The 25,295-nt window shown below is 70.2% G+C and carries 26 protein-coding genes; 10 read left to right on the top strand and 16 right to left on the bottom strand.

Annotation, left to right across the window (positions count from 1 at the left end; translation table 11 throughout):
• From AB0B57_RS03760 to AB0B57_RS03715, 10 genes are read right to left on the bottom strand one after another with little or no spacing between them, the layout of a single operon-like run.
• A complete protein-coding gene (locus tag AB0B57_RS03760) occupies positions 1-1,551 on the bottom strand; it encodes an acyl-CoA carboxylase subunit beta (RefSeq protein WP_357064835.1) in 1,551 nt (516 codons plus the stop codon).
• A complete protein-coding gene (locus AB0B57_RS03755) occupies positions 1,548-2,315 on the bottom strand; it encodes an SDR family oxidoreductase (RefSeq protein ID WP_357064833.1) in 768 nt (255 codons plus the stop codon). The genes AB0B57_RS03760 and AB0B57_RS03755 overlap by 4 nt, the downstream gene beginning before the upstream one ends.
• A complete protein-coding gene (locus tag AB0B57_RS03750; RefSeq protein WP_357064831.1) occupies positions 2,312-3,514 on the bottom strand; it encodes an FAD-dependent monooxygenase in 1,203 nt (400 codons plus the stop codon). Before AB0B57_RS03750 ends, AB0B57_RS03755 begins: the two co-directional genes overlap by 4 nt.
• Entirely contained in the window at positions 3,511-4,446 is a 936-nt protein-coding gene (locus AB0B57_RS03745; RefSeq protein WP_357064829.1) for an aromatase/cyclase, read from the bottom strand. Before AB0B57_RS03745 ends, AB0B57_RS03750 begins: the two co-directional genes overlap by 4 nt.
• 20 nt (positions 4,447-4,466) lie before the next feature.
• Positions 4,467-5,246, bottom strand: a complete 780-nt coding sequence (gene fabG / locus AB0B57_RS03740) for a 3-oxoacyl-ACP reductase FabG (RefSeq protein ID WP_357064827.1) — start codon at positions 5,244-5,246, stop codon at positions 4,467-4,469.
• Positions 5,243-5,515 carry an acyl carrier protein gene (locus AB0B57_RS03735; RefSeq protein WP_357064825.1) on the bottom strand — a complete coding sequence of 91 codons (273 nt, stop codon included), beginning with the start codon at positions 5,513-5,515 and terminating at the stop codon, positions 5,243-5,245. The genes fabG and AB0B57_RS03735 overlap by 4 nt, the downstream gene beginning before the upstream one ends.
• Positions 5,516-5,531: 16 nt before the next feature.
• Positions 5,532-6,779 carry a ketosynthase chain-length factor gene (locus AB0B57_RS03730; RefSeq protein WP_357064824.1) on the bottom strand — a complete coding sequence of 416 codons (1,248 nt, stop codon included), beginning with the start codon at positions 6,777-6,779 and terminating at the stop codon, positions 5,532-5,534.
• On the bottom strand, positions 6,776-8,050 hold the full coding sequence (locus tag AB0B57_RS03725) for a beta-ketoacyl-[acyl-carrier-protein] synthase family protein (RefSeq protein WP_357064822.1): 1,275 nt from the start codon (positions 8,048-8,050) through the stop codon (positions 6,776-6,778). Before AB0B57_RS03725 ends, AB0B57_RS03730 begins: the two co-directional genes overlap by 4 nt.
• Positions 8,047-8,376, bottom strand: coding sequence for a TcmI family type II polyketide cyclase (locus AB0B57_RS03720; protein WP_357064821.1), 330 nt, complete (start codon positions 8,374-8,376; stop codon positions 8,047-8,049). Before AB0B57_RS03720 ends, AB0B57_RS03725 begins: the two co-directional genes overlap by 4 nt.
• On the bottom strand, positions 8,376-9,863 hold the full coding sequence (locus AB0B57_RS03715) for an FAD-dependent monooxygenase (protein ID WP_357064819.1): 1,488 nt from the start codon (positions 9,861-9,863) through the stop codon (positions 8,376-8,378). The genes AB0B57_RS03720 and AB0B57_RS03715 overlap by 1 nt, the downstream gene beginning before the upstream one ends.
• Positions 9,864-10,334: 471 nt before the next feature.
• Here AB0B57_RS03715 and AB0B57_RS03710 point away from each other — a divergent pair, with 471 nt between their 5' ends.
• The 5 genes from AB0B57_RS03710 to AB0B57_RS03690 are packed head-to-tail and all read left to right on the top strand — an operon-like array spanning position 10,335 to position 16,123.
• Positions 10,335-11,048, top strand: coding sequence for a response regulator transcription factor (locus AB0B57_RS03710; protein WP_357064817.1), 714 nt, complete (start codon positions 10,335-10,337; stop codon positions 11,046-11,048).
• A 48-nt stretch (positions 11,049-11,096) separates the two neighbouring features.
• Entirely contained in the window at positions 11,097-12,692 is a 1,596-nt protein-coding gene (locus AB0B57_RS03705) for an ABC transporter substrate-binding protein (protein ID WP_357064816.1), read from the top strand.
• Positions 12,680-13,642, top strand: a complete 963-nt coding sequence (locus AB0B57_RS03700) for an ABC transporter permease (protein ID WP_357064815.1) — start codon at positions 12,680-12,682, stop codon at positions 13,640-13,642. The genes AB0B57_RS03705 and AB0B57_RS03700 overlap by 13 nt, the downstream gene beginning before the upstream one ends.
• Entirely contained in the window at positions 13,635-14,489 is an 855-nt protein-coding gene (locus AB0B57_RS03695) for an ABC transporter permease (protein ID WP_357064813.1), read from the top strand. The genes AB0B57_RS03700 and AB0B57_RS03695 overlap by 8 nt, the downstream gene beginning before the upstream one ends.
• The gene (locus AB0B57_RS03690; protein WP_357064812.1) at positions 14,486-16,123 is read left to right on the top strand and encodes an ABC transporter ATP-binding protein; all 1,638 of its coding nucleotides are present in this window, start codon (positions 14,486-14,488) and stop codon (positions 16,121-16,123) included. Before AB0B57_RS03695 ends, AB0B57_RS03690 begins: the two co-directional genes overlap by 4 nt.
• Here AB0B57_RS03690 and AB0B57_RS03685 read toward each other — a convergent pair.
• A complete protein-coding gene (locus tag AB0B57_RS03685; protein ID WP_357064810.1) occupies positions 16,107-16,334 on the bottom strand; it encodes an acyl-CoA carboxylase epsilon subunit in 228 nt (75 codons plus the stop codon). The genes AB0B57_RS03690 and AB0B57_RS03685 overlap by 17 nt on opposite strands.
• Before the next feature lie 81 nt (positions 16,335-16,415).
• Positions 16,416-18,152: a biotin carboxylase N-terminal domain-containing protein gene (locus AB0B57_RS03680; protein ID WP_357064808.1), complete on the bottom strand. Its 1,737-nt coding sequence runs from the start codon at positions 18,150-18,152 to the stop codon at positions 16,416-16,418.
• A 324-nt stretch (positions 18,153-18,476) separates the two neighbouring features.
• Between AB0B57_RS03680 and AB0B57_RS03675 the strand changes: the two genes are divergently transcribed.
• Positions 18,477-19,151 (top strand): hypothetical protein, encoded by a 675-nt coding sequence (locus tag AB0B57_RS03675; protein ID WP_357064807.1) that lies wholly within the window; start codon positions 18,477-18,479, stop codon positions 19,149-19,151.
• Positions 19,152-19,165: 14 nt separating this feature from the next.
• Here the strand turns inward: AB0B57_RS03675 and AB0B57_RS03670 are convergent, their stop codons facing one another.
• Both AB0B57_RS03670 and AB0B57_RS03665 read right to left on the bottom strand, forming a co-directional pair.
• Complete coding sequence (locus AB0B57_RS03670) at positions 19,166-19,540, bottom strand: DUF4259 domain-containing protein (protein ID WP_357064805.1); 375 nt, start codon at positions 19,538-19,540, stop codon at positions 19,166-19,168.
• A gap of 167 nt (positions 19,541-19,707) precedes the next feature.
• Complete coding sequence (locus AB0B57_RS03665; protein WP_357064802.1) at positions 19,708-19,965, bottom strand: hypothetical protein; 258 nt, start codon at positions 19,963-19,965, stop codon at positions 19,708-19,710.
• A gap of 228 nt (positions 19,966-20,193) precedes the next feature.
• On the opposite strand from AB0B57_RS03665, the gene AB0B57_RS03660 reads away from it, so the two are divergent.
• The 3 genes from AB0B57_RS03660 (at position 20,194) to AB0B57_RS03650 (ending at position 23,124) form a co-directional block, all read left to right on the top strand.
• Positions 20,194-21,822, top strand: a complete 1,629-nt coding sequence (locus tag AB0B57_RS03660) for an RICIN domain-containing protein (protein WP_357064801.1) — start codon at positions 20,194-20,196, stop codon at positions 21,820-21,822.
• A 266-nt stretch (positions 21,823-22,088) separates the two neighbouring features.
• Positions 22,089-22,499 (top strand): hypothetical protein, encoded by a 411-nt coding sequence (locus AB0B57_RS03655; RefSeq protein WP_357064800.1) that lies wholly within the window; start codon positions 22,089-22,091, stop codon positions 22,497-22,499.
• 142 nt (positions 22,500-22,641) lie between these two features.
• Positions 22,642-23,124 (top strand): RidA family protein, encoded by a 483-nt coding sequence (locus AB0B57_RS03650; RefSeq protein WP_357064798.1) that lies wholly within the window; start codon positions 22,642-22,644, stop codon positions 23,122-23,124.
• A gap of 53 nt (positions 23,125-23,177) precedes the next feature.
• Here AB0B57_RS03650 and AB0B57_RS03645 read toward each other — a convergent pair whose 3' ends face one another.
• The gene (locus tag AB0B57_RS03645) at positions 23,178-24,014 is read right to left on the bottom strand and encodes a PhzF family phenazine biosynthesis isomerase (RefSeq protein WP_357064797.1); all 837 of its coding nucleotides are present in this window, start codon (positions 24,012-24,014) and stop codon (positions 23,178-23,180) included.
• 61 nt (positions 24,015-24,075) lie between these two features.
• Positions 24,076-24,888, bottom strand: coding sequence for a hypothetical protein (locus tag AB0B57_RS03640; protein WP_357064795.1), 813 nt, complete (start codon positions 24,886-24,888; stop codon positions 24,076-24,078).
• A 180-nt stretch (positions 24,889-25,068) separates the two neighbouring features.
• Here AB0B57_RS03640 and AB0B57_RS03635 point away from each other — a divergent pair, with 180 nt between their 5' ends.
• Positions 25,069-25,230: a hypothetical protein gene (locus AB0B57_RS03635; RefSeq protein ID WP_357064793.1), complete on the top strand. Its 162-nt coding sequence runs from the start codon at positions 25,069-25,071 to the stop codon at positions 25,228-25,230.
• Positions 25,231-25,295: the final 65 nt, after the last annotated feature.

Below are 25,295 nucleotides of genomic sequence, written 5' to 3'. Positions count from 1 at the left end.
TCACAACGGAGGGTTGCCGTGCTTGCGATGCGGGATGTCGCCGTGTTTGGTGGCGAGCATGGCCAGCGCGCGGCACAGCACCGGGCGGGTCTGCCGCGGGTCCACCACGTCGTCGATCAGCCCTCGTTCGGCCGCGTGATACGGGTGGACGAGTTCCGCGCGGTACTCGGCGATCTTCTCGGCGCGCGCCGCCTCCGGGTCGGGCGCCGCGGCGATCTCCCGGCGGAAGATCACATTGGCGGCGCCCTCCGGCCCCATCACGGCGATCTCGTTGGTCGGCCAGGCAAGTGCCAGGTCCGCGCCGATCGACCGGGAGTCCATCACGATGTACGCCCCGCCGTAGGCCTTGCGCAGGATCAGCGAGATCCGCGGGACGGTGGCGGCGCAGTAGGCGTACAGCAGCTTCGCGCCGTGCCGGATGATGCCGTTGTGCTCCTGCACCACTCCGGGCAGGAAGCCGGGCACGTCGACCAAGGTGATCAGGGGAATGTTGAAGGCGTCGCAGAACTGTACGAAGCGGCCACCCTTCTCGCTGGCCGGTATGTCCAGGACACCGGCCAGCACGGCGGGCTGGTTGGCCACGATGCCAACCACCTGCCCGTCGAGGCGGGCGAGGGCACAGACCAGATTCCGGGCGTACGTCTCGTGCACCTCCAGCAGTTCGCCGTCGTCGACGATCTCGGCGAGCACGGCGCGCATGTCGTACGCCCGGCTGCCGTCGGCCGGCACCAGGTCGAGCAGCGCGTCGCTGGGCCGCTGTGCGGGATCGCCGCTGACGACGGTGGGTGGCAGTTCGCGGTTGTTGGCCGGCAGGAGCGAGAGCAGGTACCGCACGTCGGCCAGGCAGCTCTCCTCGTCGTCGTGGACGAAGTGGGCCACCCCGGATACGCCGGCGTGCACGTCGGCGCCGCCGAGTTCGTTCTGGCTGATCTGCTCACCGGTGACCGCCCGCACCACGTCCGGCCCGGTGAGGAACATCTGCGCGGTGTCGCGGACCATGAACACGAAATCGGTCAGGGCCGGGCTGTACGCCGCGCCGCCCGCGCACGGTCCCAGCATCACGCTGATCTGCGGGATGACGCCGGAGGCGCGGGTGTTGCGCTGGAAGATGCCGCCGTAACCGGCGAGGGCGGTCACCCCCTCCTGGATGCGAGCACCGGCGCCGTCGTTGAGCGACACCAGCGGGGCCCCGGCGGAGATCGCCAGATCCATCAACTTGTGGATCTTCTGAGCGTGTGCTTCCCCGAGCGCCCCGCCGAAGATCCGGAAGTCGTGGGCGTAGACGAACACGGTGCGGCCCTCGACGGTGCCCCAGCCGGTCACCACACCGTCGGTGTGCGGGCGGCGGTGTTGCAGGCCGAACTCGGTGGCACGGTGCCGGCGCAGGGCCTCCACCTCGGTGAAGCTGTCCTTGTCGAGCAGCAGGTCGATGCGTTCCCGGGCGGTCAGCTTGCCGCGAGCATGCTGGCGTTCGGTGGCGGCGGGGTCCGGGCCCAGCCGGACCGCCTCCTTGAGGTCGGCGAGTTGCGCCGTGCTCTGCCGGATGCTCATCCCAGCAACGTCCCGCCGGTGGCGTCGAGGAAGGCGCCGGTGATCCAGCGCGCCTCGTCGGTGGCCAGGAAGGTGATCACATCCGCGACGTCGCCGGTCTGACCGACCCGGTCGAAGGCGGACAGGCTCGCCATGTGCTTCACGACCTCCGGGATGTCGAACACCGGCCCGCCGTTGTCGGTGATGCCGGGAGCGACCGTGTTGACGGTGATGCCGCGCGGCGCGAGCAGCCGCGCCAGGTGCAGGGTGAGCTGCTCGATGGCGCCCTTGGTCATCGCGTACGGGATCTGGTCGGGATTGGCGACCCGGGTGAGCCCCGAGGAGATGTTGATGATGCGGCCGCCGGCCGGCAGGTGCGCCAGCGCCCGCTGGACGAGGAAGAACGGGGCTCGGGCGTTGACGGCGAAGAACCTGTCGAAGACCGCGCCGGTGACCTCCTCGAACGGGATGCCGGTTGCGGTGGTCTCGCCCGCGTTGTTCACCAGGATGTCGAGTGTCGTCTCCCCGGTGCGGTCCTTGAGCTGCTGTTCCAGGCCCAGGGACAGGGTGTGCACGTCGCCCGGGACGCCGAGTTCGGCCTGCACGGCGAAGGCCTGGCCACCGTCCTTCTCGATCAGGGCCACGGTCTCCTCCGCGGCAGCGGTGTTGGCGGCGTAGTGGACGGCCACCAGTGCGCCCTCGCGGCCCAGCCGGATCGCGGTCGCCCGGCCGATGCCCCGGCTGGATCCGGTGACGAGTGCGGTCTTGCCGGTGAGTCGGCTCATGCCGGAACACCTTTCTTCTCGGAGTCGTGGGTGGGCGCCGTGCGGTCGAGGCCGCCGACGGCACGGGCCAGATGGTCGCGGGCCGCGTCGAGCTGGAGCAGTTCGGTGAAGACCGACCGCAGGCCGTCCACGCCCGGGTCGCCGAGCAGCAGGTCGGCCTGGACGCGGATGTTGGTGAGCGTGCGGGCGCCGGCCGCACGCCGGATCCGGTCGTAGCCGGCGAGCACGCTGTCGCCGGCATCACCCCTGGCCCGAGCGGCGAGCCGCGGGCCGAGCTCGGCGGCGTCGTGCAGGCCGAGGTTCAGGGCCTGGCCGCCGGCCGGGAGCTGCTGGTGGGCGGCGTCGCCGGCCAGCACCACCCGGCCGCGGACGTACTCGGCGGCCTGCCGGCCGACGTCGTCGAAGGCGTTCACCCAGCGGGGCGTGCCGTGCCCGATGTCCTCGCCGGTGACCTCGGCCCAGGTCTCGGCCACTTCGGTGTACGCCACCGGCCCGGTGCGCCAGCGTGGTGCGGCACCGTAGCGGTGCACCATGATCCGGGTGGCGCCGTCCGGCCACCGCACGGCCGTGGCCATGCCGCGCGGCCGGCGTTCGAAGCGCCGGTCCGGCACGTCGATGCCGTCCACGTCGGCGCGGAGCAGCTCCCGGCTGGTTCCGGTGGTCGGTCCGGTCAGACTGAACCCGCCAAGCTGGCGTACGGTGCTGCGTTCGCCGTCGCAGCCGACCAGGTGACCGGCGGCGATCCGGGCCGGGCCGGCGCGGGTGTCGAAGTAGTCGATCTCGACGCCGTCGTCGTGTTGCCGCAGCCCGGTGACGACCGCCCCGCGCCGGATGTCGGCGCCCGCCGCGACCGCCCAGGTGGCGAGGACCGACTCCAGTCGGGTCTGCGGGCACTTCCACTGCCCGGCGTACGGGTGCCCCGCCTCCCCTGCGGCGAGATCGAGCCGGATGCCGCCGAAGTGGCCAGGCCCACCCTCGGGCAGGTCGCCGAGCAGGGGAAGCACGTCACGCCCGGCCAGCAGCTCCATGGTGTGCGCGTGCAGGGTGGAGGCGCGTGACTCGGTGTGCGGCGCGGTCCGCTGTTCGAGCACGGTGACCGTGACGCCGTTCCGGGCGAGGTCGCCGGCCAGCAGCAGGCCGACCGGACCGGCTCCGGCGACCACCACGTCGCGGCGCCCCGGATCGCCGGTGGTGGTCATCGCCGGGCTTCCGCGTACTCCTTGGCGTGGCGCAGGGTGGTCAGGCTGTTGCCACCGAGGGCCTCGCGCAGGAACCGGTGAGCCTCCGGCAGGCCGGCATCGGCCCCGAGGATGCCGGCAATGCGGTCCGGGTTGATCGCCACGGTGTGTTCCGCGGTCGCGGTGGTCCGGCCGTCGGCGTCCTCGTCCAGCTGCCAGTAGCCGGTGTGCAGGGTGAGCAGGGCCGGCAGGGTGGTCTGCTTGTAGACGATGCGGTGGTGCGGGAAGGCCACCCGGACCGACTCGGTGACGTGCGAGGAGCCGTCCTTGGTCAGGGTCGTCAACCGCAGGGTCTGCAGGCCGGGAGTGGACTCGCTGAACTCCACGGCGGACACGTGCGGCAGCCGGTCGGCCCAGTGCTGGGCCTCGTTGAGGAAGTCGAAGACGTCCTTGGCGGAGCCGTCGATCTCGACGCTGTCGGTGAACGACAGGGTGAGCTCGCCGGCCGCCGTCAGTTCCAGGCTGTCGCGCAGCCCGGGCAGCTCGGCGCGGCTGTTGTCGTCGACGGCCCGGTCGATCCAGGCGAGCTTCTCCGGGTCGTCGTCGATCGCGGAGTACTCGTGCAGCAGGCGGACCCTGCTGCGGCGTTCGGCGAGCGGCTCGATGATCCAGGTCCCGGTCATCTCGCGTACCGGTGGGGCGGGCACCTCCTGCCAGAACTGGATGCGCAGGCCCGCTTCGTCGAGCACGCGGCGTGACGTCCAGTTCTTCGCCTCGCCGTTGGCGGTGGCCCAGATGCGGATGCGTTCCTGGGTGCCGTCGCGTTCCAGGTAGTCGACGTGGATCGAGGGCGGGAACAGTCGGGGCCAGTTCTCCACCTCCGCGAGCAGGCGGTAGACGTCGGGGGCGGACGCCTCGACGGTGATCTCGTGTTCGACCTGGCGGTTGGCCATGACAGGTCCTTTCGGGAGGGTCAGAAGTTGCCGAGGCCGCCGCAGACGTTCAGTGCCTGGGCGGTTATCGAGGCGGCGGGGTCGGAGGCGAGGTAGCCGACCAGACCGGCGACCTCTTCGGGGGTCGAGTACCGGCCGAGGGGAATCTTGGCCTGGAACTTTTCGAGGATCGCTTCCTCGCTGGTCTCGTACGCGGCCGCGTAGCCCTGCCGGACCCGCTGGGCCATGGGCGTCTCGACGTAGCCGGGGCAGACGGCGTTGACGGTGATGCCGGTGGGGGCCAACTCGTTGCCGAGCGCCTTGGTGAAGCCGACGACGCCATGTTTGGACGCCGAGTACGGTGCGCCGAGCACGACGCCCTGCTTGCCGGCGGTCGAGGCGATGTTGATGATGCGGCCACTGTCCTTGCCGCGCAGACCGCCGGTGTTGAGCACCTCCCGGGTGACCCGGAAGACGCTTGTCAGGTTCGTCTCCAGCACGTCGGCCCAGAGTTCGTCGTCGAGGTCGGCGGTGACCCCGCCGCCACTGCGGCCGGCGTTGTTGACCAGGATGTCGATCGGGCCGTACCGGTTGACGGCGCTCTGCACGAAGGTGTGGACCTGCGCGCCGTCGCGCACGTCCACGGCGGCGCCGTCGACGTCGAGACCCTCGCCGGTCAACTGCTTGACGGTGTCGGTGACCGCGGCGGCGGTCCGCGCGCCGAAGAACACCCGGTGTCCCTGGGTGGCCAGCAGGCGGACCACGGCCAGGCCGATCCCGCTAGTGCCGCCGGTGACCAGCGCCGTCCGGCCGGCGCTCACGTCGGGCTCCCGGCGGCGAGCTGGGTGTTGACGGCGTCGATGACTTCGCGGGGGCGGGTGTCGCCGACGAGCAGTTCGTCGTCGAGGCCGACGGCGAACTCGCGAGCGATGCGGCTGCCGGTCTCCAGCAGGGCCAGCGAGTCGTAGCCCAGGTCGGCGAAGGCGGTGTCCAGGATGTCGCCGGCGAGGTTGACGTTCTCGCTGGTGCCGGCGCCGTCGCGCAGGATGCGCCGGAGGTCGTCGAGGGTGAAGGGGGCGGATCCGGGCATGGTTTGGCCTTTCCGGTCAGGAGGGGCGGGAGGTGCTGACGAGCGCGGGCTGTGGCGCGCGGACGACCAGGGCGGAGTTGAAGCCGCCGTGGCCGCGGGCGAGCACCAGGGCGGTACGCACCGGGGCGGGTCGTGGCGCTCCGGTGACCAGGTCGAGTTCGTACTCCGGGGCCGGGTCGCTGTTCACCGTGGGCGGGATGACACCGTCGCGGATGCTGAGCAGGGCGGCGGCCACGTCCAGCGGGGCAGCGCCCGAGTACAGCCGGCCGGTCATCGTCTTGGGGGCGGTCACCGGCACTCCGCGCGGGCCGAACACGGTGCTGATCGCGGCAGCTTCGACACGGTCGAGTTCGGGAACCGCGGCCGCGTCGGCGAAGACCACGTCGATGTCGGTGGGGTCCGCGCCGGCTTCGGCAAGCGCGAGGGTGATCGCCCGGGCCAGGCCGGTGGGGCGGCCGGTGCCGGGGGCCGGGTCGGTGGTTGCGGCGTGCCCGGCGATCTCGCCGTAGACGTGCGGGGCCTGCCGTCGCCGTGCGTGATCCGCGTCCTCGACGATCAACAGGGCACCGCCCTCACCGGGTACGTGCCCGGCCGCGCGCGGATCGAACGGCAGGTAGGCGCGGTGCGGGTCGCGGCTGTTGCTGAGCCGTCCGCCGGCCAGCTGGGCGACCCAGCCCCACGAGCACAGGGACGCGTCGACGGCGCCGGCGACGACCACCGGCGTTCCCTTGCGGACCTGCCGGCGGGCGTGGGCCACGGCGTCGAGTCCCCCGGCCTGGTCGCTGACGACGACGGCGGCGGGGCCGCGCAGGCCGTTGCGGATCGAGATCTGGCCGCTGTTGACGGCGTAGAACCAGGCGAACGACTGGTAGGCGGAGACGAACTGCCCGCCCTGGCTCCACAGCGCCCGCAGTTCCTTCTCACCGAATTCGAACCCGCCGGAGTGACTCGCGGTGATCACGCCGATGTCGTACGGCCCGACGTCGGCGGGGGTCAGCGCCGCGTCGGCCAGGGCCCGGTCGGCGCTGACCAGGGCCAGTCGTGTCATCCGGTCGGTCTGCGGCAACAGCCGGTCGGGCAGCTCCTGCTCGGGGGCGAACCCGGTGATCTCACCGGCCAGCGTGGCGGGGTATCCGGACGCGTCGAACCTGGTGATCGGGACGATGGCGGTCCGCCCGCGCAGGGTGGCCTGCCAGTACGGGTCGACGCCGACGCCGGTGGGGCTGGCGATGCCGAGTCCGGTCACGACGGTGCGGACGGTCATCGAGGGCTCCTGTCGGGCCGGGCCAGCACCACGGCGCTCTGGAAGCCGCCGAAGCCGCTGCCGACCGAGAGCACGGCGTCGGTGCGGTGGCTGCGAGCCGTCAGTGGCACGTAGTCGAGGTCGCAGTCGGGGTCTCGGTGGTGCAGGTTGGCGGTGGGCGGCACGACGTGGTGCTCCATGGCCAGTGCGCAGGCGGCGACCTCGATGGAGCCGATCGCCCCCAGCGAGTGGCCGACCATCGATTTGATCGAGCTCATCGGGACGCGGTAGGCGTGGTCACCGAGGCTGTCCTTGACGGCGGCGGTCTCGTGCCGGTCGTTCTGTTTGGTGCCCGAGCCGTGCGCGTTGACGTAGTCGATGTCGGAGGGGTTGAGCCGCGCCTCGGCGAGGGCCGTGCGGATCGCCTCGGCCATCTCCCGGCCGTCGGGGCGCAGCCCGGTCATGTGGAAGGCGTTGGACCGGGTGGCGTAGCCAGCCACCTCGGCGTAGACGTGCGCGCCGCGGCGGCGGGCGGCATCCAGTTCCTCGAGCACGAACACGGCGGCTCCCTCGCCGAGTACGAAGCCGTTGCGGGTCGCGTCGAAGGGACGGGAGGCGGTCTCCGGGTCATCGTTGCGGTCGGTGGTCGCCTTGATGGCGTCGAAGCAGGCGACGGTGATCGGCGAGATCGGCGCGTCGGTGGCACCAGCGATCATGGTGTCGGCGAGGCCGTCCCGGATGACGTCGGCGGCGTAGCCGATCGCGTCGAGGCCGGACGTGCAGCCGGTGGAGATCACGGTGCTGGGGCCTTCGGCACCGGTGGCCCACGCCACTTCGGTGGCGAAGGAGCTGGGCACCAGATAGTCGTAGAGGTGCGGCACCGCATACCGGTGGTCCACGGTGGTCAGACGGCCGCCGTCGCTGACCGTGCGGTACTCCTGGTCCAGGCTCATCGTGGCGCCGACCGCGCTGCCAATGGTGACGCCGATGCGGCCCGGGTCGAGGGTGTCAAGTTCCAGGCCGCTGTCCTGCACCGCTTCCCGGGCGGTGACCACCGCGAACTGCGCCGCCCGGTCCATCCGGCGGATCTCCTGCGGGCGCAGGCCGGCGCTCTCCGGGTTGAAGTCGACCTCGGCGGCGACGTGCGAGCGGAACGGCGTGGGGTCGAAGAACGAGATGCGCCGGGTCGCGGTACGGCCGTCGGAGATGAGCTGCCAGAATTCCTTGGCACCCGGTGTACCCGGCGCGGTGACCCCGATTCCGGTGATGACCACGCGGCGGGGGGCGGTCATCGAGCTTCCCAGTGGTAGAAGCGCTGCGCCAGGGCGTCGGCCGGGGAGCGCCAGGTGGCCGGGTCGTAGGCCTCGATGTAGGGCTTGAGGTCGGCGCTGATCTGGACGAAACGGTCGTCGATACGGGCCTCGTGGATGCGCTCGGCACCGTCCGGCTGGTCGAAGTCCTGCAGGTGGAAGTAGAGGCCGCGGTAGGCGAACAGCTCACGGCGGCGGGTGCCCATTCGGTGCGGCATGTCGGTGTCGTCGAATCGGGAGAACAGCTCGGACACCGCGTCGGCGGAGCCCGGCTGCATGCGGGCGACGATCAGGGAACTGTGGGTCATCATTTCTCCTGGGTGCGGGCGCGGGCCGGTCCGAACCACCGGTTCAGCGCAGTGGGCAGGTCGTCCCGGGTTCCCGGGGCGGCCCAGGCGACGTAGCCGTCAGGCCGCACCAGGACCGCGGTGGCGCCGGCGAGCGCCTCGATGGACTGCGGGTCGCGCAGACTCGCCGTGACGATGTCGACGCGGTCGCGCCAGCCGGCGGCCCGCCGGCGCAGCCACGGGTTGTCGTCGACATCGAGGAGCACGCCGCGGCCGGGTCGGAGCAGCGCGGCGGTGTCGCCCGGGCGGTCGCGGGCCAGCAGGGTGAGCCGGGGCAGCCGGGCACCGAGCAGTGGATGCGTACCGGCGCCGACGTCGTAGCGGATGTCGAGGCCGCTCACCTTGGCCGCCAGGTGCCGTCGTACCGGTTCGTGAGCCATCAGTTCGGTCAGGACGTCGCGGATCGGCTGGGCCTCCTCTCCGCCGAGGATGAGACGGGCCTGAGCCTGGGTGTTGGCCAGCAACTGCCGGCCGACCTCATGGCGTTCGGTGTGGTACGTGTCCAACAGGCTTTCGGGGGCGGTGCCGCGCAGGACCGCGGCCAGTTTCCAGCCCAGGTTGACGGCGTCCTGGATGGAGGTGTTCATGCCCTGTCCGCCGGCGGGCAGGTGCACGTGGGCGGCGTCTCCGGTGAGCAGCACCCGGCCGCGCCGGTACTGCTCGGCCAGGCGCGCCGTGTCGGTGAAGGCGCTGACCCAGATCGCCTCGGCATGCGAGATGTCGGTGCCGGTCAGCCGTTTCCAGGCTTCGGCGACCTCGCTGAACAAGGGTGCGGCGGTGCGGCGACGGGGTTCGGCGCCGCGCTCGCAGACGATCACTCGGTCGACGCCGTCGCCGAGGGGTGCCGCCATCACCATGCCGTTGGCGAGCACCTGTCCGGTCATCCGCGGTGTGATGTCGGCGCCGCGGATGTCGGCGAGCAGCAACTCGGTGGTGGGTTCGGTGCCGGGGAAGGCGATGCCGGCGCGCTCACGCACCCGGCTGCGGCCGCCGTCGGCGCCGATCAGGTAGCGGGCGCGCAGGTGCTGCTCCCCACCGGCCGTGCGGATCCGAACCTGTACGGAGTCCTCGTCCTGTTCGAGGTCGAGCATCTCGTGTCCGAAACGGATGTCGCCACCCAGGTCGCGTACCCACTCCTCGAGGACCTTCTCGGTCACCGACTGCGGTATGCCCTGCACGGCGCGGGCCTGCTCGCCGAGCACGGCCAGGTCGAGCGGGATGCCGCCGAAGTGACCACGGGTGGTGGTCTGCAGCTGAGGGAAGCGGGGCAACAGTCCCCGCTGGTCGAAGGTCTCCAGCGTACGGACGGTGAATCCGAGGCCCCGGGATTCGCCGGAGCGAGCGGTCAGCCGGTCCAGCACGACGACGTCCGCACCGGCCAGCCGAAGCTCTCCGGCCAGTGCGAGACCGGCCGGGCCGGCGCCGACGACGATCGCCGAAGCATCCATGGTTTTCCTCCCGACTGATGGCCGCAGCGCACCATTCGAATTGATGGACGCCACCATCGGAGTGACGCCGACAATCCTCAGTCGGCTGCCGTCCTGGATTCAACCCGTGCATTCACAGTTTCCCCGCAGAGCTGGGTCAAGTGATTGTCAAATCCCCCTCAGCGACGCCAGGGGGACGTCGGCCGGGCGGTCTCCGTGGCGCTCCCACTCGGCCGGGAAGCTCGTGAAGATACAGGAGAACTACAGAGGAATGTCAATTCATCGGCGGCGCCCGCCTCCGACCTCGGAGTGATCGCCGGACGTGATGTCACTCACCTACCGTCGGGCAAACCCGAGCCCTAACCTAAGCACCGGCGGCGACGAGGCGGCTCTGCATGACGCATAACCTATCAAACCTATAGGTTTTGTATGTAAAGCGACAACGGGGAGATTCGCCGGCGAGCACGGCGAAGCAACGAGGGAGCAGTGCGAATGAGGGCCCTGGTGGTCGATTCCGACAATTCCCGGCGCGCAGATCTCAGCGCACAGTTGAAAAGGCACGGCTTCGACGTCAATGAATGCGGTACCGGAGCTGAGGCAATCGGCGCGCTCGAGCGTTCCGACCTCATGCTGATAGACCTGTGCCTCCGTGACATGGACGGCGTGGAAGCGTGCCGGCGGGTGCGAAGCGCCAGCGACGTCCCGCTGATCGCGTTCACCGAGCAGCACATGGCGGTCGAACGGGTCCTGAGCCTGCAGGCCGGCTGCGACGACTGCGTGACCAAGCCGTACGGCGTCCGCGAACTCCTCGCCCGGATCGAGGCCATCATGCGACGCGTCCGGGCCGGGGCGGGGCGCACCAGATCCGGAGCCGTGATCACCCGTGGCGACCTGCACATCGACCCGCGCGTCCGCGAGGTCCGCGTGCACGGGAACCCCGTCCAGCTCACCCGCAAGGAGTTCGACCTGCTGCACCACCTCGCCGGCGACCCGGACGTCGTCCACTCCCGGACCCGCCTCGCCACCGAGGTGTGGGGCTTCCCCGCCGACACCTACACACCCAGCCTCACCACCAGCCGCACCATCGACACGCACGTGAGCGCCCTGCGCACCAAACTCGGGGACCGCGACGTGATCGTCACGGTACGCGGCGTCGGCTTCCGGCTCGGCCGGTCGATGCCGTCCCGGCTGTCTCGGGCCGGCTGAGCCTCACCGCCGCCCACCACCCCTTCCTCACCATCACGGAGTCTCCCCATGCCATTACCACGTGGGCTCACCACGGTCGCCGCCATGCTCCCCGTCCTGCTCGTCGCCTGCGGCACCGCGGCCGAGAGCCGGTCCAGCGGCGGGACGCCACGATCCGGCGGCGAGCTGAAGTTCGCACTGCCCGCCGACCCGACCTGCCTCGACCCGCACCAGGCGGCGACCAGCGAGGGCCTCTACGTCGCCCGCGGCCTGGTCGACTCGCTCACCGACCAGAACCCGACCACCGGCGAGATCGTGCCCTGGCTGGCCACGTCCTGGAACGTCGGCAAGGACGCCTCCGAGTTCACCTTCCACCTGCGCGAGGACGCCACCTTCGCCGACGGCACCCCGGTCGACGCCGAAGCGGTGAAACGCAACATGGACGACCTCGCCGCACTGGGCGCCAAGTCCATCCTCGGCAGCGGGTTCGTGCAGGGCTACAAAGCCACGACGGTGACCGGACCGCACACCGCCGTCGTCACCTTCGGCGGCCCCAACGCCCAATTCCTCCAGGCCACCTCCACACCAACGCTCGGCCTGCTCGCGCCCACCAGCCTCAGCAAGGGCGCGGAGCAGCGCTGCACCGCCGGGCTGGTCGGCTCCGGGCCGTTCCAGCTCGGCCGTTACGAGACCAACCGCAGCACCACCCTCACCCGCCGGACCGGCTACGCCTGGCCCTCCCCCCTGAGCCTGCACCAGGGCGACGCCCGCCTGGAGAAGGTGACATTCCTGGTGATGCCCGAATCCGGCGTACGGACCGGCAGCCTCACCTCCGGGCAGGTCGACGGCATCGCCGGTGTCGCACCCCAGGACGAACCTGCCCTGGGCGGCGGACGTGTCAGTGTGCTCAGCCGGGCCAATCCGGGCGTCCCGGTCGCCTTCAGCGTCAATACCGCCCGGCCGCTCGCCAGCAACCTGGCCGTACGTCAGGCGTTGCAGGCCGCCGTCAACCGCGCCGAGGTCGTCGACACCGTCCTGAGCCCCAGCTACCGGCCGGCCACCAGCTCGCTGTCCAGCAGCACCGCGAACTTCACCGACAACAGCCCGCTCCTGCGGCACGACCCGCAGACCGCACGCCGGCTACTCGACGGCGCCGGCTGGCAGCCCGGACCGGACGGCATCCGGTCGCACGACGGTCGCCGGCTCACCCTCGAAGCCATCCTGGCCACCAACTTCGGACCCAACAAGGCCGCTGTCGAGCTCATCCAGCAGCAGCTGCGCGACGTCGGCATCGAACTCCACCTGCGGATCCTCTCCATCGCCGACTACCAGCAGGCACGCGGCAGCGGCGACTACGACCTCGCCTGGGGCAGCGGGACACGCGCCGACCCGGACATCCTGCGTACCGCCTTCTCCGACAAGCTGCTCAACCTGTCCCGGATCGACGACCCGGACCTGCAGCGGGACCTGGACGCGCAGGCCGCCGCCGGCGACCCGAAGCGGCGTGCCGAGCTCGTCGCCACCGCGCAGCGGCGGGTGCTCGAGCAGGCGTACCAGATCCCGGTGTTCGAGATGACGACCGTCTTCGCCCTCACCGGCAAGGTGCACGACATCGCGTTCACCTCCTCCTCCGGCCTGCAGTACTACGACGCATGGCTGTCCTGACCGCCGGCCGCCGGTTGCTGCACGCGGTGCTCGTGCTCTGGGCCGCCTACACCCTCTCCTTCGTGCTGCTCTACGTGTTGCCCGGCGACCCGGTGGCCGTGATGGCCGCCGGCGGCGGTGACACCACCACAGTGGACGCGGGGCAGCTCGACGCGCTCCGGGTCGAACACGGCCTGGACCGCCCCCTGCCCGAGCAGTACCTGGACCGACTCACGGGCACGGTACGCGGGGACCTGGGCACGTCGGTGCAGACCGGGGAACCGGTCGCGCGAATGCTGTTGGACGCGCTACCACCGACCCTGCAACTGGCCGCCGGAGCACTCGGCCTCGGCGTGCCGCTGGGCGCCGCCGTCGCGCTGCTCGCCGCATACGCCCGCCGCCGTGGGCTACGGCGGCTGCTGCTCTCGCTGCCCGGCGCCGGCATCTCGGTGCCCACCTTCTGGGTCGGCCTGGTACTGCTGCAGGTCTTCTCGTTCCGGTGGGCGCTGCTGCCGGCGTTCGGCGACGGCTCTGCCGCGGCCGTACTGCCGGCGATCACGCTGGCCCTGCCGGTCGCCGCACTTGTCGGCCAGACCTTCGCCCGCGGCCTGGGCGACGCCCTGGCCCAGCCCTACCTGGACACCGCGGCGGCCAAGGGCGCCGGACGGGCCCGGCTGCTGCTGCGTCACGCCGCCCGCAACGCCGCGCTCACCCCGCTGGCCGTGACCGGCGTGCTGGCCGGCAACATCCTCGCCGGCGCGGTGGTGGTCGAGACGGTCTTCTCCCGCCCCGGCATCGGGCGGCTGACCGCGACGGCCGTCGCCGCCCAGGACATCCCCGTGGTGCAGGGCGCGGTGATCCTCGGCGCGGCCTGCTTCGTGCTGGTCAGCCTGGCCACCGAACTGCTGATGCCGGTGCTCGATCCGCGGCTACGCACCGCCACCGGGGCCCGGGAGGCGGTCCATGGTTGACACCCGACTGCCCCTTCCCGGCCGCCTGCTCGACCGGGTCGGCCGCCGGACCGCCCGCCCGGCACTCGTCGCGGCCGGCGCCATGATCCTGGTCGTCGTGCTCGCGGCCACCGCACCGCGGCTCCTGACCAGCCGCGACCCGCTGGCCACCGCGCCCGCCAGCCGGCTGCTCCCACCGTCGGCGACCCACCTGTTCGGCACCGATCTGCTCGGCCGCGACCTGTTCGCCCGGGTCGTGCACGGCAGCGCACTCACCCTGCAGGCCGCGCTGATCGCCGTGGCCGTGGGCCTGGTGGCCGGAACAGTGCTCGGACTGCTCGCCGGCTGTCTGGGCGGACGCGCCGAGGAACTGCTCATGCGCGGGGTCGACGTGCTGCTCGCCATACCGGGGCTGCTGCTGTCGCTGGCACTCGTCACCGCGCTGGGCTTCGGCACCGTCAAGGTCGCCCTCGCGGTCGGACTGACCAGTATCGCGATGTTCGCGCGGGTCGTCCGCGCGGAGGCGGCCCGGATCGTACGGATGCCGTACGTGGAGGCCGCCCGCGCCGGCGGCACCCGGTGGCCGATCGTGATACTCCAGCACGTGCTGCCCAACGTGGCAGGCGCCGTGCTGCTCTACGCCGCCGTCGACTTCGGTGCCGTCGTACTACAGGTGTCCGCCCTGTCGTTCCTCGGCTACGGCGCCCCACCACCCGAACCCGAATGGGGCTCACTGATCGCCGAAGGTCGCGACTACCTGGGCACCGCCTGGTGGCTGACCACCCTGCCGGGGCTGGTCATCACCGCCACCGTCCTGGCCGCCAACCGCATCGCACAAGCCGCCGGCACGGCGCAGGAGAACCGATGAGCAGGCCCGACACATCACCGCTGCTGAAGGTCGAGAACCTCGCGGTCGACTACACGAACGGGCGGCGGGTCGTACCTGCCGTACGGGATGCCTCCTTCCACGTCGCCGCCGGTGAGACTGTCGCCCTCGTCGGCGGCTCCGGATCCGGCAAGACCACCACGGCTCGGGCGGTGATCGGCCTGTTGCCGGCGTCGGCGCGTCTCACGGGTGGCCGGATCCTGTTCACCGGCCCGGGCGACCCGGCCGCCACCGACCTCGCCCGAGCCCCGGAACCGGTGCTGCGGCAACGGCGTGGCCGGCACATCGGCCTGGTCCCCCAGGACCCGATGGTGTCGCTCAACCCGGTACGCACCATCGGCTGGCAGGTCGCCGAGGTGCTCGCCATCCACCGGCTCGCGCCCGACCGCCGCACCGCCCGCGCCCGGGCGGCCGAGCTGCTGGACCAGGCCGGGCTGCCGAAGGCGCACACTCTGCTCGACCGGTTCCCACACGAACTCTCCGGCGGCATGTGCCAGCGCGTTCTCATCGCGATCGCCCTCGCCGCCGGACCCGCCCTGCTGATCGCCGACGAGCCGACCAGCGCCCTCGACGTCACCGTGCAGCGGCGCATCCTCGACCACATCGCGACCCTGACCCGCGACAGCGGGACGGCCCTACTGCTGGTGACCCACGACCTGGCGGTCGCCGCCGACCGAGCCGACCGGGTCGTCGTGATGGCCGACGGCAGGGTGCGCGAGACGGGCGACGTCCGCTCGGTGCTCGGCGCGCCCCGCGACCGGGCCACCCGGGACCTCGTCGACGCACTGTCCCGGCCCGCCCCTCCGACCGGTCCCCCACCCGCGCCGCCCGGCGCCACCCCGCTGATCAGCGGGGACGGCCTGGTCAAACGGTTTGGTCAAGGGACCGCCGTCGACCACGTCAGCATCCGGGTGGACCGCGGCGAGTCCGTAGCCCTGGTCGGCGAATCCGGCTCCGGCAAGACCACCACGGCGCGGCTGCTGCTGCGCCTGACCGCCGTCTCCGCGGGAAGAGTCCGCTTCGACGGCACCGACATCACCGCGGCACGGGGACGCGACCTGCGCCAGCTGCGCCGCCGCATGCAGATGGTCTACCAGAGCCCCTACGCCTCTCTGGACCCCCGGCTCACGGTGGCCGACGCCGTCACCGCACCGCTGCGGGCCTACCGGGTGGGCAGCCGAGCCGACCGCGCCGCCCGGGCGGCGGACCTGTTGGACCGAGTACGGCTACCGGCGACCGTCCTCGACCAGCGACCGGGCGAACTGTCCGGCGGGCAGTGCCAGCGGGTCGCCATCGCCAGGGCCCTCGCTCTGGAGCCCGACCTGGTGGTGCTCGACGAACCGGTGTCCGCGCTGGACGCGTCAAACCGCAACCGGATCCTCGAACTGCTGCACCAGCTGCGCACCGACCTGGGCCTCAGCTATCTGATCATCTCCCATGACCTGGGCGTGGTCCGCGAGATCGCCGACCGGGTCGCGGTGCTGCGGGCCGGCCGGGTGGTGGAGACCGGGCCGGTCGCCGATGTACTCGGTGAGCCGGTCGACCCGTACACCCGGGAGCTGGTCGACGCGGCCCCCGGTGCCGCCGCCCGTCATCTGTTCACGCGGCTGGCGTGACCTCGCGCTCGACAATCGGCAGCGTCCGCCAGCTGTGCGCCACCGCGACGTCGGGATACCGGCGGGGCCTCCCCCAGACCGCGGATCGTCGGTAGGGCCCTCGCCTGGCATCCGGTGCCGACGCGACCGCCGCGGCACGGGCCAGCAGCACGGCGACGACCGCGGCCAGCTCGACCGGGTCCAGGTCACCGGACTCGACGGTGATGGTCATAAAATCCTCCCCACGGTGGTGGCCGGCGCCGCGAGTGGCTGCCGGCGCTGTTCGACGACGCCGATCGGGACACCGACCATGTCAGTCGACGATCCCGCAGACCACGCCACCCCCGGCGATGGCAGTTCCGACCTCAGCGGCAAGGCCGGTGACCCGGCCGGCGCGGTGGGCGTGCAACGGCTGCTCCATCTTCATCGCCTCGATCACCACGACTAGGTCACCGGCGGCGACCTGCTGGCCGTCGGTGACCGCGACCTTGACGACCGTGCCCTGCATCGGCGACACCAGATCCCAGCCGGCCGCCTTCACCGGGCCGGGCGTCCGCTTCCCCCGGCGCGGCGCAGCCACCGCCGTGTGCGGAGCTGCGCTCAGCGACCACGGGACGCTCACCTCAACCCGCCGGCCGGCCACCTCCAGCACCACCGTCTCGCGCGATTGCTCCGGCCCGCCCACGGCGACCGGCCCGTGCGGGGCGATGTCGTTGACGAACTCGGTCTCGATCCACCGGGTGTGGACCCGAAACGGCTCCGCGGTGAAGGCCGCGTCGGCCACCACCCGGCGGTGGAACGGAATCACCGTCGGAAGGCCGCCCACCTCGAACTCGTGCAACGCCCGCCGTGCGCGTCGCAGCGCCTGCCCGCGATCCGCTCCGGTGACGATGAGCTTGGCGAGCAACGAGTCCCAGGCCGGGCCGACCACGGTGCCCGGCACCACACCGCTGTCCAGCCGCACACCCGGCCCACCCGGTGGCGCGAACGTGGTCACCGTCCCCGGCGACGGCAGGAATCCCCGTCCCGGATCCTCAGCATTGATCCGGAACTCGAAACAGTGGCCGCTCGGCTCCGGGTCGCCGTAGCCGAGCGCCTCACCGTCGGCGATCCGGAACATCTCGCGAACCAGGTCGATGCCGGTCACCTCCTCGCTGACCGGGTGCTCCACCTGCAGCCGGGTGTTCACCTCCAGGAAGGACACGGTGCCGTCGGCGCCGACGAGGAACTCGACGGTGCCGGCTCCCACATACCCGGCCTCGCGCAGGATCGCCTTGGACGCGTCGTACAACTGGGCGTTCTGCTCATCGCTCAGGAAGGGCGCCGGGGCCTCCTCGACCAACTTCTGGTGCCGGCGCTGCAGCGAACAGTCACGTGTGGAGACGACCACCACCGTGCCGTACGCGTCGGCCAGGCACTGTGTCTCCACGTGGCGGGGCCGGTCCAGGTAACGCTCCACGAAACACTCTCCGCGGCCGAAGGCCACGGTGGCCTCGCGCACCGCCGAGGCGTACAACTCGGGGATCTCCTCCATCGTGCGCGCCACCTTCAGCCCACGGCCTCCGCCGCCGTGCGCCGCCTTGATGGCGATCGGCAGGCCGTACTGGCGGGCGAAGCCCACCACCTCGTCCGGACCTCGCACCGGCTCGGCGGTGCCGGCCACCAGCGGCGCGCCGGCGCGGCGTGCGATGTGCCGGGCCGCGACCTTGTCACCGAGATCGCGGATCGCGGCCGGTGGCGGGCCGATCCACGTCAGACCGGCGTCGAGGACGGCCTGCGCGAACGCCGCGTTCTCGGACAGGAACCCATAACCGGGATGGACGGCGTCGGCTCCGGCCCGTTCGGCGGCGGCGAGCAGCGCGCCCGCGTCCAGGTAGCTGTCGGCAGGGGTCTCGCCACCGAGCGCGTACGCCTCGTCGGCGAGTCGAACGTGCGGCGCGTCCCGATCCGGATTCGCGTAGACCGCCACACTGACCAGCCCGGCGTCTCGGCAGGCCCGCACGACCCGCACGGCGATCTCTCCACGATTGGCGATGAGCACCTTACGCACGATCGATCCCGCTCCTCTCCGGGCGGTGTGCCGCCCCCGTCCCACCAGCTTCGACGTGCGGCGGGACAGCGGACAAGGTGCCGCCATCGAGAAGACGGTCAGCTTTGCCAACGGCGGCACAGCGATGTCGAATCCGCGTCAGCGGCACGTCAAGTTCTCCCGAGGCGCCGTGCCCTCGCCGAAGGCCTCGGACACGGCGGACCACGACGTGGCACCGTCGACGATGGGGCCGACGTCGTGGTCGTGCTGCACCTCGTTCTGTTCGGGCGACGCGAGTGCCGGGACGGCCGGTTCCCAGGACGGACCGCTGCTAGGGTCCGCGCCATGGTTGCCGCGTGGCGAATCGTGGACTACCGGCGCGCCGAGACGCCCGTGACCGAGCCGATCACCAAGTTCGGCGGCCAGCCCACCTGGCTCGGGCCGCCGCAGTGGCCGGTCAGCGCGGCCTGGGGCACGCCGATGCGTTTCCTGTGCCAGATAGTGCTCGAACCCGAACTCATCGGCGACGACCCTGGACGGCTCGCCTACGTCTTCGTCACACACGGGGGCCACGGACGCGATGCCGACGAGTTCGACCCGGACGTCATCCTCGCTGACGGGGGCGAGAACGCCGTGGTCGTCCAGCCCGGTGTCTTCGCCGGGCCAACCGTCCCGCTGGCCAGCGGCCCGACGCTCTATCACGACGATGGATCACCCGCGGAGTACACAGTCGACCTGGCCCGCGACGAGGATGCCGAACCCCTGCTGTCCGACGTCTACCTGGCGCTGTCGTCGGAAGATCGGGACCGCTACATCCACGCGATCGACTACGACAAGATCGGCGGTACGGCCCTGCCGCTCGATCCGGACGACTGGCCTGCGGGTGGACCGTGGCGGCCCCTTCTGCGTCTGGCGACGAACTGGACGCCGTTCTACCTCAACCTCGGTGCCGCTCCGGTGGCACTCGCGTTTCTGTCCGCCGACGGCCGCGCCGGCTGCCTGCGGATAGAGGACTCCTAGTATTGCCCGGAGCGTTACGCCTGTTCGTCCTTGGCGAGTGCGGCGAGCTGGTCGAAGGTTCGGACGAGGTGGGCGCGCCGCTGTTCCTTGTGGTCAGGTGTGGGCTCCAGGTCGTCGATGGCCTCGTCCCAGACGGTCAGGAACGTGGTTTTCCAACCGGCGATGGTGGCCGGGTCGGGCAGGCTGGCCCCGACGTAGTTCTGTTGTGCGATGAGGTGGAGCAGTTCGAGGTTGCAGGGCACGGCGACCCCCCAGTACTCGTCGGGCTCGATCTCGACGGGGTCGCCGGACATCGCCTTGGCGACTTCGGCGATGAGTCGGTCGGTCACGGTTCCCAGATGGTCGGCGGCGGTGTCGCTGTCGAAGTTGCCGTTTCCCCAGCTGCCCATTGGTCCTCCGCCTGTCGTGCCCGCTTGTCCTGTGGATTGAACCAGGACGGTACGACCTCTGGCTGTACGGTCGTCGCGTTCGTTCGCCGGCGACGTCCGCCGGCCGTTCGGCCACGCTCGGCCATGCCGAATGGCAAATGCGTTCGAGTTAACATTTCCTGATGGAATCAGGGGCCGGTGCGACTACCGCAGGAATACCGGACCCCGCCGAACTTCGCCGGCGGGTTGCCCGCGGTCGCGGTCTGGTCGTCGCCCTTGACGAGACCGTCACGATGCCGACTGTCTGGAGCACGCGTCCCCGCCGCCAGCACCGAGTGCGGCATCGCGCTCAGAGGCGAGCCGCGCTGATCGTCACCACGATCGCCGGTCTCGGGCACCCGCCGCGACGGATGCGGCTCATCGTCGCGTTGCCGGAACGCCAGCACCGCTCGCCGGTCCTCGCGGTGTTGGTCGCCCCGCTCTTCATGTCGTCAGCGCAGGGCACGTAGGCTACAGTTACGCCCATCGATCCAACGGGGGATCTCTTGCCGTTGGTAGTCCACAAGCGACTGCCGCACGGGCGCAACTATCTAGGTCATCAACGGACGTCCTCGTCGTTCCGGCGAGGTGGCGTACGTGCGCGCCCGGGTGAGTCGCGGGGAAGGATCGCAAGAATGACGTCGATAGACACGACAGTGAAAAGATGGCTGCGTGGCCTCGCGGTCGCCGCACTGGCGGCCGGCGCGATCGCAGTGGTTCCTGCGGCTCCGGCCGCCGCCGCCGCAGGCCCGGTCGCCGCCGCGCCGCCGGTGCAGTGCGTCGGTACGGGCACCGACGGCAACCGCCTCCAGATGGTCTACGCCTACGAGGCGGGCACTCCCAACAGGTTCGCCGAGCGCGAGCCGCACATTCGGCTCGCCGCCTGGGTGGCCCAGCAGAACGTCAACGACAGCGCCCGTCGCGAGGGCGCGCAGCGGTGGCTGAAGTTCGTCACCAGCGCCACCGGCTGCCAGGTCAACATCATCACCATCCAGGTGCCCGCCGGCAGCACCAACGCGGACTTCCGGGCCTGGCGCGCCACGCTCCAGGGCTTCGGGCTGACCGCGAACAACCGCAACTACGTTGTCTTCGCCGAGAGTTTGACCAGCTGCGCGTACACCGACGTCGTCGACGTGCCGCACGACCTGAGCCCCGGCACGTCCAACCTCAACAACAACTACGCGATGTGGACCTCCATCTCGCCCGGTTGCTACGGCGGTCACACCGTCACGCACGAGTTCGCCCACTCGGTCCGCGGCATGCGGCAGGGAATGCCGAACTGGGACGGCGACTGGCACTGCAGCGACGGGTTCGAAACCCTCTGCGGCGAGAACGGAACCAGCTGGGCGTGCCCCGATCCGATGGCCGAACGCCTGCTCGACTGCAACCGAGACGACTACTTCGGCATATACCCGCAGGGTAGCTGGCTGCCAACCCACTGGAACGTGGCCTACGACAGCCTCTACCTGGCCGCCGGCTCGTCGACGACGACGCAGACCACGATCCCCGCGCTGCAACCCCAACTGCTGAGCGCCGTCGACGTCGAGGGCACGTCGATCGCCTTCTCCTGGACCCCCACGGTCAACCCGATCGGCAGCAACTGGTCGTTGGAGTATCAGATCCTGCGCAACGGAACCGTGGTGACCACCGTGCCCGGCTGGAAGACCAGCGCCCGGGTCACCGGCCTGGCAACGAACAGCACCGCGTCCTACACGGTCCGCAGCCGCCTTACCTACAACGGAGTGACCCGTACCTCGGCGAACTCGGTCGCCCTGTCGGTGACCACCAACAGCAACTCGGCGGCCGCCGGCGCGGTCGAAACGGGCGCCACCCTGGTGTTCAACAATGACCTGTTGCACTCGGACGGCCGCAACCTGGCGATGGACCTCTTCGCCTTCGACCCGAACGACAACGCCCCGATCAAGCAGTGGTTCTACAATTCCTCGCTGAACCAGCGTTGGAAGCTCACCACGGCGACGGGCGGCACCTACACGGTGACCAGCGCGGTCACCAACAAGTGCCTCAGCCCGCTCGGCGGCGCGACCACGGCCGGCACGCCGATAGTGCAGGTCACCTGCAACGGCACGGCGGCCCAACGGTGGACCTTCACCGTGCTCGCCGGCCTGACGTACCAGATCCGCACGGCCGCCGGCACCTGTATCGGCTCGCAGAACAACGGCACCACGTCCGACACTGTGCTGGTCCTGGCGACCTGCTCGACCACGCAACCCAGCCACCGCTGGACCGCCAACCGCGTCGCCTGACGCGTAGGGGGTGGGTCCGGCGCCCGTCTGGACCCACCCCCTACAACCTGGGTACGCGTCAGCCGCCGGCTGAGCTACCACGGCCCTGCCAGTAGCCGACCTGATTCTCACCCTGCGCCGCCGAACGGTGCAGTTGGGCAGCCCGCGAAAGGTGTGTCCACGGCGGCCTGGGCCCGGCCTGATCGTCGTGACTGTCGGCGACCTGATAGGTGTCGGCCAGGATGAGCCCTAGGCTTGCCCACTCACGTGACGCCGATGGGGGGGACGTGTTCAGAGACTTCTACGCGACGTTGGCGCAGGTCCTGCCCGTGGTCCTGCTCGCCATGATCTTCGACTCCCGCTACCTGGACGTGCTGGCCCGTGATCATCGGCCGTCGCGACGTGAGAAGCCGAAGGGCGGGTACTTCTGGACCAAGCCCCGGGTCCGTGTCTACGTCCTGACCGTCGCGTCGCTGTTGATGTGCGAGCTTCTGTGCGTGGTCCTGGTGCTCGGCGGCCTGATCGGCGACCGCGCATGGCTGCGGGGGGTGCTGATCGGAGGCCTGACGCTGTTCCTGGGCACGCTTTTGACGCGAGTCTGGGTGGCGGTCGTCGCAGCGACGGCACCGAGTCAGCCTGGACGAAGCGCCACACTGGACGATGATCGCGGACGGGCTGTCGAGCCACTCGACTGGTGACATGGAGAGGACTGTTTCGGGTATCTTCCTGTACCACGTCCTATCCGCCTCGGTGGCGTTTATTAGGGTGGGCCCTGTCGTGCTTCAGATCGACGACAGGTGATCAAGCCCTAGAGCTTCACGAAGGGGTAGGTTCAGCACGATGCTGCGCGACGTGGAGACCAATACGAGCCCGTCAGTTCGCCTCGCCCACCTCGGCTTGGAGCTTCCGGCGGTCAGTCCACCGAGGGGCAGCTACGTCCCAACGGTTCGTTCGGGCAACCTCGTCTTCGTCGCCGGGCAGGTGCCGATGGTGGACGGCGAGGTCGTCGAGACGGGCAGGGTTGGCGCAGAGGTGACGCCGCAGCGGGCGCAGGAGCTAAGCCGTCGTTGCGCCCTGGCTGCCCTCGCCGCGGTAGACGCCGCAGTGGGCCTCGACAAGGTCACCAGGGTCGTGAAGGTGCTGGGTTTCGTGTCGTCGGCTGACGACTTTACCCAGCAGGCAAGCGTAATAGATGGAGCCAGCGACCTGTTCGTGGCCGTTTTCGGCGATGCCGGCCGTCATGCACGCAGTGCCGTCGGGGTTGCGATCCTGCCCTTGAACGCACCTGTCGAGATCGAGATCGTTGTTGAAGTCGCTGACTGACATCGCCCGGGGGCTGTGGCTGAGGTGACGGGTGCGGGCATTGCCCGCACCCGTTACAGCTGGACTGCCGTCCCGGAAACCGCTATGCCGCTGTTCGGCTCGGCGGGCACGTCGACAAGGATCACGCCGGGCCGCCCCATGTCGACACCCTGGTGAATGGTGACGCGCGCCGGCGGTCGCACGAGGCCCAACTCGCGGAGGTAACCGCCGAACGCGGCAGCGGCGGCACCCGTCGCCGGGTCCTCGAACACACCCCCGGTCGGGAAGGGATTCCGAGTGTGAAAGACATGCTCGGACTCGCGCCAGACCAGGTCGACGGTCGCCCAGTCGTTGCGCTCCATGACGTCCAGCAGGGCGGCTTCGTCGTACCGCAGATCGGCCAGACGGTCGCGGCTGGCTGCGCCAATGACGGGATGCCAGGCCCCGGCGTAGGCAGCAAGCGGAGGAAGACCGGGGTCAAGTTCGTCTGGCGACCAGTCGAGCGCCGCCAAGAGGGCTGCCAGATCGTCGTCCTGGATCCGTGCCGTCCGCGGTGGCACGCTCACCAGGGTGGCGTAGACCGATCCGCTCGGTTCGATCGAGGTGCGTACCTCGATGTGGCCGGCCTTCGTCGCCAGGTGCAGAACGCCAGGGCCGTTGAGTCGCGCATGGGCCACTGCGGCTGCGATCGTCGCATGACCGCAGAACGGGACTTCGATGCGCGGGCTGAAGTAGCGGGCGACCGTGTGTTCGCCGGCCACGGGAAAAAGGAAGGCCGTCTCGGAATAACCCACCTCGGCCGCGATCTCTGCCATTTTATCGGAATCTAGCCCGGTTGCGTCGAGCACCACGCCGGCCGGATTTCCGCCCCGAGAATCATTCGCGAAGGCGGTGTAGCGGAGAATTTCCATTTCGCAACTATAATGTTCCCCCGGAGGGGGAGTCAATGGGGATCTCCGCTGCCCAGGCCCGCTACCCCCAGGTAAGAAGTTGACCAGTGTCACTCAGGCCGATCGACATTCCCAGCGCCACGCGTCGTGCGCCACGACTGGGTCGTACCGCGTGGTAGTTGCGTGGGTCGAACAGCAAACCTTCACCGACCGCCGGCTTTAGCACGAACGATTCTGCGCCAGCTACCACGTCCTCCGAGAAGCCGTACGAATTGGGCAGCCTGAAAGCCTCGTCAGCCGGGCTCCAACGATGCCTCCACACGACCGTCTCACCGCCGTCGTCGGGCATGCTGAGGTACAGGTTGAAGGCGAACTGACTGATTATGTTCGCGTCGAGCAGGTTGCCCTTGAATTCACGCAACACGTTGTCGAAGTGAACCTGAAACCCGCCATTGGGCTCACGGGCGACTCCGGGGCACATTTGCCGGCCACCGCTGCTCCCGACAGCGATGCCGCCGGGCCAGTCGGTGCCGATCGCCTTGCGGCAGAGCTCGAATGGGTCGATGGACAACCCGAGACTGCGCCACCTCTCTTCATTCTCCCTGACCGCGGGCCAGTACGAGTCGGCAACCGCACCCTCGCGCCTGTGGTCGCTGACGCCGACGCCGAAGCGTAGGACCGTGGGATAGACCCGCTCCTGACCGTACGATTCGAATTTCGCTTGGGTAAGCGCCTGCAACACTTCTTCGCAAATCGAGCGGGGCAGTAGATCCGGGACCCGAATGGCGGCAGTTCTGCCTGCCGCCAGATCGGATATGCAGTCTCGATCAAAGTGGTCGATCGTCACGGACCTGAAAAACGAGTCATGGGATACGGAGTCGATCACACTGATCACCGCACTCTCGTAGAACCTGCGATGACCGCAGGATACCCCATGATGAGCGTCAATGTCGCCACCTGGATGTGAAGTGCGTACGTTGACGGGGCGGCCGGAGCCGCGCCGGCGGCCAGGTTTTGCGCTGGCGGTGCGACCAAACAGGCCATATCGCGTACCCCGTTACACACATGGTGCGGTATGGGATTCCCGCTTGGTCATATTACTTTCGGCGGTAAGGCCGTTTGGGAAGCTTCTTCATCTACTGTTGCTGCCAAAGGCAAATCGGGCGTCCAGTTCAACCGCCTGGCGATCCGCTTCCAGTGCTTCTCGGGCGATCCGCCGGGCCACTTCGAGGCGTGAAGTCTGCGCTTGAGCGTCATCGCCTGCCGGCCCGGAAGCCCAGGTTGAGCTGGACTCGTTCTGGC

Source organism: Micromonospora sp. NPDC049101 (assembly GCF_040648675.1).
Lineage (GTDB): Bacteria > Actinomycetota > Actinomycetes > Mycobacteriales > Micromonosporaceae > Micromonospora.
This window is presented reverse-complemented; position numbering and strand designations above follow the sequence as displayed.

What these genes read in the sequence shown, in the direction of transcription:
- AB0B57_RS03760 (WP_357064835.1), bottom strand. Translation starts at nt 1,551, where the DNA reads ATGAGCATCCGGCAGAGCACGGCGCAACTCGCCGACCTCAAGGAGGCG.
- AB0B57_RS03755 (WP_357064833.1), bottom strand. Translation starts at nt 2,315, where the DNA reads ATGAGCCGACTCACCGGCAAGACCGCACTCGTCACCGGATCCAGCCGG.
- AB0B57_RS03750 (WP_357064831.1), bottom strand. Translation starts at nt 3,514, where the DNA reads ATGACCACCACCGGCGATCCGGGGCGCCGCGACGTGGTGGTCGCCGGA.
- AB0B57_RS03745 (WP_357064829.1), bottom strand. Translation starts at nt 4,446, where the DNA reads ATGGCCAACCGCCAGGTCGAACACGAGATCACCGTCGAGGCGTCCGCC.
- AB0B57_RS03735 (WP_357064825.1), bottom strand. Translation starts at nt 5,515, where the DNA reads ATGCCCGGATCCGCCCCCTTCACCCTCGACGACCTCCGGCGCATCCTG.
- AB0B57_RS03730 (WP_357064824.1), bottom strand. Translation starts at nt 6,779, where the DNA reads ATGACCGTCCGCACCGTCGTGACCGGACTCGGCATCGCCAGCCCCACC.
- AB0B57_RS03725 (WP_357064822.1), bottom strand. Translation starts at nt 8,050, where the DNA reads ATGACCGCCCCCCGCCGCGTGGTCATCACCGGAATCGGGGTCACCGCG.
- AB0B57_RS03720 (WP_357064821.1), bottom strand. Translation starts at nt 8,376, where the DNA reads ATGACCCACAGTTCCCTGATCGTCGCCCGCATGCAGCCGGGCTCCGCC.
- AB0B57_RS03715 (WP_357064819.1), bottom strand. Translation starts at nt 9,863, where the DNA reads ATGGATGCTTCGGCGATCGTCGTCGGCGCCGGCCCGGCCGGTCTCGCA.
- AB0B57_RS03710 (WP_357064817.1), top strand. Translation starts at nt 10,335, where the DNA reads ATGAGGGCCCTGGTGGTCGATTCCGACAATTCCCGGCGCGCAGATCTC.
- AB0B57_RS03705 (WP_357064816.1), top strand. Translation starts at nt 11,097, where the DNA reads ATGCCATTACCACGTGGGCTCACCACGGTCGCCGCCATGCTCCCCGTC.
- AB0B57_RS03700 (WP_357064815.1), top strand. Translation starts at nt 12,680, where the DNA reads ATGGCTGTCCTGACCGCCGGCCGCCGGTTGCTGCACGCGGTGCTCGTG.
- AB0B57_RS03695 (WP_357064813.1), top strand. Translation starts at nt 13,635, where the DNA reads ATGGTTGACACCCGACTGCCCCTTCCCGGCCGCCTGCTCGACCGGGTC.
- AB0B57_RS03690 (WP_357064812.1), top strand. Translation starts at nt 14,486, where the DNA reads ATGAGCAGGCCCGACACATCACCGCTGCTGAAGGTCGAGAACCTCGCG.
- AB0B57_RS03685 (WP_357064810.1), bottom strand. Translation starts at nt 16,334, where the DNA reads ATGACCATCACCGTCGAGTCCGGTGACCTGGACCCGGTCGAGCTGGCC.
- AB0B57_RS03675 (WP_357064807.1), top strand. Translation starts at nt 18,477, where the DNA reads ATGGTTGCCGCGTGGCGAATCGTGGACTACCGGCGCGCCGAGACGCCC.
- AB0B57_RS03670 (WP_357064805.1), bottom strand. Translation starts at nt 19,540, where the DNA reads ATGGGCAGCTGGGGAAACGGCAACTTCGACAGCGACACCGCCGCCGAC.
- AB0B57_RS03660 (WP_357064801.1), top strand. Translation starts at nt 20,194, where the DNA reads ATGACGTCGATAGACACGACAGTGAAAAGATGGCTGCGTGGCCTCGCG.
- AB0B57_RS03650 (WP_357064798.1), top strand. Translation starts at nt 22,642, where the DNA reads ATGCTGCGCGACGTGGAGACCAATACGAGCCCGTCAGTTCGCCTCGCC.
- AB0B57_RS03645 (WP_357064797.1), bottom strand. Translation starts at nt 24,014, where the DNA reads ATGGAAATTCTCCGCTACACCGCCTTCGCGAATGATTCTCGGGGCGGA.
- AB0B57_RS03635 (WP_357064793.1), top strand. Translation starts at nt 25,069, where the DNA reads ATGGGATTCCCGCTTGGTCATATTACTTTCGGCGGTAAGGCCGTTTGG.